The sequence below is a fragment of the Mycobacterium sp. NGS40 genome, assembly GCF_059812735.1.
Window position 1 is genome coordinate 1 of the sequence record NZ_JCALDG010000061.1, and the last position, 6,406, is coordinate 6,406.

7 protein-coding genes are annotated in these 6,406 nt (G+C 65.6%); 5 read left to right on the top strand and 2 right to left on the bottom strand.

Features of this window, described 5'->3' with window-relative positions; all coding sequences use genetic code 11:
- The first annotated feature begins 50 nt into the window (after nt 1-50).
- From AC5Y5O_RS31580 to AC5Y5O_RS31600, 5 genes are read left to right on the top strand one after another with little or no spacing between them, the layout of a single operon-like run.
- Nucleotides 51-473: a PaaI family thioesterase gene (locus AC5Y5O_RS31580; RefSeq protein WP_500028707.1), complete on the top strand. Its 423-nt coding sequence runs from the start codon at nt 51-53 to the stop codon at nt 471-473.
- A gap of 48 nt (nt 474-521) precedes the next feature.
- Nucleotides 522-824, top strand: a complete 303-nt coding sequence (locus tag AC5Y5O_RS31585; RefSeq protein ID WP_096287784.1) for an urease subunit gamma — start codon at nt 522-524, stop codon at nt 822-824.
- On the top strand, nt 821-1,132 hold the full coding sequence (locus AC5Y5O_RS31590) for an urease subunit beta (RefSeq protein ID WP_096287786.1): 312 nt from the start codon (nt 821-823) through the stop codon (nt 1,130-1,132). The genes AC5Y5O_RS31585 and AC5Y5O_RS31590 overlap by 4 nt, the downstream gene beginning before the upstream one ends.
- A complete protein-coding gene (locus tag AC5Y5O_RS31595) occupies nt 1,132-2,853 on the top strand; it encodes an urease subunit alpha (protein WP_096287788.1) in 1,722 nt (573 codons plus the stop codon). Before AC5Y5O_RS31590 ends, AC5Y5O_RS31595 begins: the two co-directional genes overlap by 1 nt.
- A 1-nt stretch (nt 2,854) precedes the next feature.
- Nucleotides 2,855-3,490, top strand: a complete 636-nt coding sequence (locus tag AC5Y5O_RS31600; protein ID WP_096287790.1) for an urease accessory protein UreF — start codon at nt 2,855-2,857, stop codon at nt 3,488-3,490.
- A 21-nt stretch (nt 3,491-3,511) separates the two neighbouring features.
- On the opposite strand, the gene AC5Y5O_RS31605 is transcribed toward AC5Y5O_RS31600, so the two are convergent.
- Together AC5Y5O_RS31605 and AC5Y5O_RS31610 are read right to left on the bottom strand one after the other, a co-directional pair.
- Entirely contained in the window at nt 3,512-5,098 is a 1,587-nt protein-coding gene (locus tag AC5Y5O_RS31605) for an APC family permease (protein WP_500028708.1), read from the bottom strand.
- 27 nt (nt 5,099-5,125) lie between these two features.
- A partial coding sequence (locus tag AC5Y5O_RS31610) for a PPE family protein (RefSeq protein ID WP_500028709.1) occupies nt 5,126-6,406 on the bottom strand: 1,281 nt, incomplete at its 5' end.

Consider the following 6,406-nt stretch of genomic DNA (forward strand, 5'->3'; position numbering starts at 1 on the left):
TCATGACCGACCGTGATCACCGGATTCGGCGATGGTGTAGACAACAGAGCGTGTCAACGTCACCAGACGCGGTGATCCCGCCCGATTTCAGCGCACCATTCGATACCGAGCTGGGCCTGCGATTTACCGAGCTCGGCCCGGACGGTGCCCGCGCCGAGCTCGAGGTCACACCGAAACTGCTGCAGCCGATGGGCCTGGTCCACGGCGGTGTGTACTGCTCGATGGTGGAGAGCATGGCCAGCGTGTCGGCCTATACGTGGCTCGCCACCCAGGGCGGCGGCGAGGTCGTTGGCGTGAACAACAACACGGACTTCCTGCGTTCGATCGGCTCGGGAACCGTCTACGGCGTCACCGAGCCGATTCACCGGGGCCGGCGCCAGCAGCTGTGGTTGGTTACCATCACCGACGACAATCAGAAGGTCGTCGCCCGCGGTCAGGTGCGACTGCAGAATCTCGAGCCCCGCGAAGGCTGATCAGGCGTCACAGGCTTCCCCAAGGCCGGCATGGCAGGATGACAGACCATGCGCCTGACGCCGCACGAACAGGAGCGATTGCTCTTGTCCTACGCCGCCGAATTGGCTCGCCGTCGTCGGGCCCGGGGCTTGCGATTGAACCATCCGGAGGCGGTCGCGATCATCAGCGACCACCTTCTCGAAGGTGCCCGTGACGGCCGCTCGGTTGCCGAACTGATGGCCAGTGGCTGCGATGTGCTCGCCCGCGACGATGTGATGGAGGGGGTGCCGGAAATGCTGGCTGACGTGCAGGTCGAAGCAACGTTCCCGGACGGCACGAAGCTGGTCACCGTACACCACCCGATAGCATGATTCCCGGCGAAATCCTCTACGGCAGCGGCGATATCGAGATCAACGCGGGAGCTCCGCTGCGTGAGATGGAGATCCTCAACACCGGGGACCGCCCGGTTCAGGTGGGCAGCCACGTCCACCTTCCGCAAGCCAACTCGGCACTGTCGTTCGATCGCGCCGCTGCCTACGGGCACCGGCTCGCCGTACCCGCTGCCACCGCAGTGCGCTTCGAACCCGGTGTGCCCCAACATGTTCAGTTGTTACCATTACGGGGGAGTCGCGAAGTGTATGGGCTGAGCCTGAACCCGCCCGGGCGGCTGGATAGCTGATGCCACACCTGTCCCGAGAGCAGTACGCCCAGCTGTACGGCCCCACCACCGGCGACCGAATCCGGCTGGCGGACACCGATTTACTGGTCGAGATCACCGAAGACCGCAGCGGTGGACCGGGACTGGCCGGCGACGAGGCAGTGTTCGGCGGCGGCAAGGTACTGCGCGAGTCGATGGGCCAGGGGAGGACGTCTCGCGGCGAGGGCGCACCCGACACGGTGATCACCGGCGCTGTGATTATCGACCATTGGGGAATCATCAAGGCCGACATCGGTATTCGTGACGGTCGAATCGTCGCACTTGGCAAAGCCGGCAACCCCGACACCATGACGGGCGTTCATCCGGATTTGGTGGTCGGGCCCAGCACCGAAGTCATCGGCGGCAACGGCCGCATCGTCACCGCAGGCGCCGTCGACTGCCATGTGCATCTGATCTGCCCGCAGCTGATGTCGGAGGCGCTGGGCACCGGGATCACGACGGTTATCGGCGGTGGCACCGGTCCCGCCGAGGGGAGCAAGGCCACCACCGTGACACCGGGCTCGTGGCATTTGGCCCGGATGCTTGAGGCGCTCGACGGCTGGCCGGTGAACTTCGCACTGTTAGGCAAAGGGAACACCGTCAGCAGCGAGGGGCTGTGGGAGCAATTGCGCGGTGGCGCTTCAGGTTTCAAGCTGCACGAGGATTGGGGGTCGACGCCGGCCGCCATCGACGCCTGCCTGACCGTCGCCGCAGCGGCCGGGGTGCAGGTGGCGTTGCACACCGACACGCTCAACGAGATGGGTTTCGTCGAAGACACACTGGCCGCAATCGCGGGACGTTCGATCCATACGTATCACACCGAGGGTGCCGGCGGTGGCCACGCTCCCGACATCATCCGGGTTGCCGGCCAGCCGAATGTGCTGCCCAGTTCCACCAACCCGACCCGCCCGCACACGGTGAACACCCTCGACGAGCATCTGGACATGTTGATGGTCTGCCATCACCTCAACCCTCAGGTGCCCGAGGATCTGGCGTTCGCAGAGAGCAGGATTCGGCCGTCGACGATGGCGGCCGAAGATTTGCTACACGACATCGGCGCGATCTCGATGATCGGAAGTGACTCGCAGGCGATGGGCCGCATCGGGGAAGTGGTGCTACGCACCTGGCAGACTGCGCACGTGATGAAGCGCCGGCGCGGAGCACTACCCGGTGACGGTGCCGCGGACAACACGCGGGTGCGACGCTACATCGCCAAATACACCATCTGTCCAGCCATCGCGCACGGGCTCGATGGCGAGATCGGCTCGGTGCAAGTGGGCAAGCTGGCCGATCTGGTGCTGTGGGAGCCGGAATTCTTCGGGGTACGCCCGCACGCGGTGCTCAAGGGCGGCATGATCGCTTGGGCGGCAATGGGTGACGCCAACGCGTCAATCCCGACCCCGCAACCCGTATTGCCGCGTCCGATGTTCGGCGCCGCGCCGGCAGCGGCCGCGGCCACGTCCGTGCACTTCGTGGCGCCGCAGGCCATCGAGGCCGGCCTGGCCGACAATCTCGCGGTAAACCGGCCATTGGTCCCGGTCTGCAGTACCACCGGGCTGGGCAAGGCTTCGTTGCCGCTCAACGACGCGCTGCCTGACATACAAGTGGATCCGGACACGTTCACCGTGCGTATCGACGGCGAGGTCTGGCAAGAACAGCCAGCCGCCGAACTGCCAATGGCGCAACGTTATTTCCTGTTCTGAAATGTCTGCACTGGCGACGCTGCTCGCCCTGGCCGATTCGCGATTGCCGGCCGGATCGCACGTGCATTCGGGCGGCGTGGAGGAGGCCGTCACCAGCGGTCTGGTGATCGATCTGGAGACGCTAGAAGCGTTCTTGCAGCGCAGAATTCGCACCCACGGGCTGGTGACGGCGTCTGTCACGGCGGCGGTTCAACGCGGTGACCTCAGCCCCGAGCAAGCCGATCTGGAGACCGACGCTCGAACGCCGGCACCGGCGGCTCGGCAGGCGTCGCGCAGCCAGGGCCGCGGACTGGCGAGGCTGGCACGGCGGGTCTGGCCGGATGCGTGCTGGCACGACCTCGGCGCGCGGCCACACCTGGCCGTCGCGGCCGGACGCGTCGGCGCGGTCAGCGGCCTGAGTCCCGAACACAGCGCGCTGGCGATCGTCTACACCACGATGACGGGCTCGGCGACCGCGGCCCAGCGGCTGTTGGCTTTGGATCCCGCCGACGTGGCGGCCCTCACCTTCCGGCTGGCTGACATGTGTGAGGGCACCGCCGCGGCCGCGGCCGCCGGACTGGCCGATCTATCGGACCCGCTGCTCGACACGTTGGCTCAGCGCCACGCCCAACGTGAGCGGCCGCTTTTCGTGTCTTGAAAGCGGTTCGACGCCAAAGGTTTACGGTTCCGGGATGGCGTCAGCATGGGGCGCGTCGCTCTTGGTGTGGGCTCGAGTGGCGACTAAGTACACAATGCCGAGCCCGATAATCGTCCCCGACATCAACACAATGATGTAGTCGTCATACCAGGGCTGGTGGGAGTCCCGCGGCCAGGACAGATTGACGATAGCCGCGACGCCGTAGATCAGAGCTCCGATGTTGACGGGCACTCCCCACTTTCCGAGCCGGTACTTACCGGTCGGCACCCAACCTTTGATCCGCGCGCGCAGTGCAGCGAGCACCACCATCTGGAACGCGATGTACACGCCGACCGAACCAAAGCTGACGAGCTTGGTGAGCGCGTCGCGGGACACCAGCGATCCGATTATCAGGAGAGCCGGGATGATCACCGCGATCAGCAGGGCGAACGGTGGCACGTGGCGTTTGTGATCGAAGCGAGCCAACAACCTGGAGCCGATGATCATGTCGTCCCGGCCATAGGAGTAGATCAGCCGACTTGCGGCGGCCTGCAAGCTCAGCGCACACGAGACGAAGGAGATCAGGACGATGCACAGGACGACTTTGGAGCCGACACCGCCGAATGCCGTTTTCAGGATGGTGTCGATCGGATCGGCGTCCTTGCCGCTGATCACTGCGCCGAAGTCGGTCACCGACAAAATCAGGCTCAGGCAGACGAAAGTGGCTGCCGAGCCGCCGATGTAGATGGTGCGGCGCATCGCCTTGGGGATTTGCACGCCCGGGTTGCGGACCTCCTCCGCGACATCGCCGCAGGCCTCGAAGCCGAAGAACTGGTAGAGAGCGATCAGGCTGGCGGCCAGGAATGCATAGGTGTAGCTGTGGTTGCCTTCGGCGCCGAAACTGTGGAACAACACTCCGAGGTTGTGGTGGCGCTGGGTGCACAGCAGCCAGATGCCCACTGCCAGAGCGCCGATCAGCTCTGCGCTGAAGCCGAAGATGGCGAAGTAACTGAGCATTTTGGTGCCGGTGAGGTTAATCGCGGTCGCCAGCGCCAGCATGACGAGTGCACACACGACGGTGGCATGTGGTGATGGCGTGAATCCGAATACGTCGGCCACGTACGGGCCCGCCCCGTATGCCGCGTCGGCCAGCAGAGCCAACAGCGTGAACATGTAGACCCATCCGGTCATCCAGGCCCATTTACGTCCCCACAATCGGCGGGCCCAGGGATAGACACCGCCGGCCACCGGGAACTGCGCTACCACTTCGCTGAACACCAGTGCGACCAGCAACTGCCCAGCGCCGGCGATCAGCAGGCTCCAGATCATCGGCGGGCCGGCGGCGGATAACGCGAAGGCGAACACCGTGTAGATGCCGACCACCGGCGACAAGTAGGTGAAGCCAAGTGAGAAGTTGGCCCACGGACTCATGTCTCGCTTGAAATCGGACTGGAATCCGAGGGCCTTGAGCTGCGCCTGGTCCTCGTCGTCGAGCGAGGAATCCGTGGCGGCCCCTTCGACTGCAGCAGGGCTCGAGTCGACCGCTACATCGCCATCCCAACGTCCCGCAGAGCGCGCGGCCGGTTTTGTGAAGAACATCTGTGCTGAGTTCCAATCGTCGAGTGTCAAACGAGGTGTGCACCTGTACTCACGCCGCTATTTCTGTGTTGCCTCCTTGATCAAGGTCGCCGCCGTGCGTTTGAGGACATCGCGCTGCCTGGTCACATCGGCCATCGCCTTACGCAGCTGGATCAGCTCGTCGCGCTCACTGACCGCGCCGTCGCCGTGCGCGGGTGTCCCCGGCTCGACCCGGCGGGCGGCGGGGTCCTGGTCCATGCCGGATTCCGCGGCGGCCGGAACCACGTTGTGGCGTGCGCCGGCGCGAAGACGACCCCGCTCGCCGCGCGGTGCATTGACCACGCTGGCTACCGGCCCCATCGGAGGCACGCCGCCGTAGAAACCCGGGCCGATCGGCCCGGCCTGGGGCAGACCACCCGGGCCGGTGCTTGGCAATTGGGTGGCCGCCAGCCGAATCGTCGGGGACTCGCCCCACGACTGAGGCACCGACAGCCCGCCGACCGTCGCCGCCCGACCCACGTCCGCCGAAACTCCGGCGTTGCCCAGACCCGCCGAGCCTCCGTACGAATTGGCGAGCGTGGAGCCGGAACCCGACACCGAAGACGCCGCAGTCGCGGGCGCGGAGAGCGAGCTGACTAACGGATTCCAAGCTGCGGCCACCGGCGGCGCGAGGGTGAGCAACGTGCCGGAGGCGTCGAAGTTCAATCCCTCGGAGAGGATTTGGTAGCCGATGGTGTTCGCGCTGAAGTTGTTGAACAAGTCCAGCAGCGATCCACCGGAAGGCGTCCCTGGGGTGGCGGACGGCGACGCCGAAGGTGATCCGGTCGCGGCGTTCTGCAGCAGACTGGGCACGCTGGACAGCGTTGATTGGACGCTTTGGTTGGTGCCCGAAAGCGCGGCCCTGGCGACCGAGTTGTTCTGTTCAGTGGTTCCGGTCTGGTTGGTGGTCTGCGGCGGAGAGTTGAACGGCGTCAATCTCGTTGCCACTGAGGATGCGCCGGCATAGCCGTACATCGCCGCGGCATCCTGCGCCCACATCTCGGAGTACTGCGCCTCGGTGGCCGCGATAGCCGGGGTGTTGTGCCCGAGCACGTTGGTGGCCACCAAGGACGCCAACAGCGCCCTGTTGACCTCAATCTCGGGCGGCGGCACGGTCGCTGCGAACGCCGCCTCGTACGCGGCCACCGCCGAACCGAGCTGAGCGGCGGTCTGTTGTGCCTGCGCCGCAGCGCTGTTCATCCACGACACATATGGAGTGACCGCGGCGGCCATCGCCCGCGACGACGGACCCACCCACGGCTCACCGGTCAACTCAGACACCACCGCGCGATAGGACGCTGCTGTCGAGCTCAATTCGCT

What these genes read in the sequence shown, in the direction of transcription:
- AC5Y5O_RS31585 (WP_096287784.1), top strand. Translation starts at nt 522, where the DNA reads ATGCGCCTGACGCCGCACGAACAGGAGCGATTGCTCTTGTCCTACGCC.
- AC5Y5O_RS31590 (WP_096287786.1), top strand. Translation starts at nt 821, where the DNA reads ATGATTCCCGGCGAAATCCTCTACGGCAGCGGCGATATCGAGATCAAC.
- AC5Y5O_RS31595 (WP_096287788.1), top strand. Translation starts at nt 1,132, where the DNA reads ATGCCACACCTGTCCCGAGAGCAGTACGCCCAGCTGTACGGCCCCACC.
- AC5Y5O_RS31600 (WP_096287790.1), top strand. Translation starts at nt 2,855, where the DNA reads ATGTCTGCACTGGCGACGCTGCTCGCCCTGGCCGATTCGCGATTGCCG.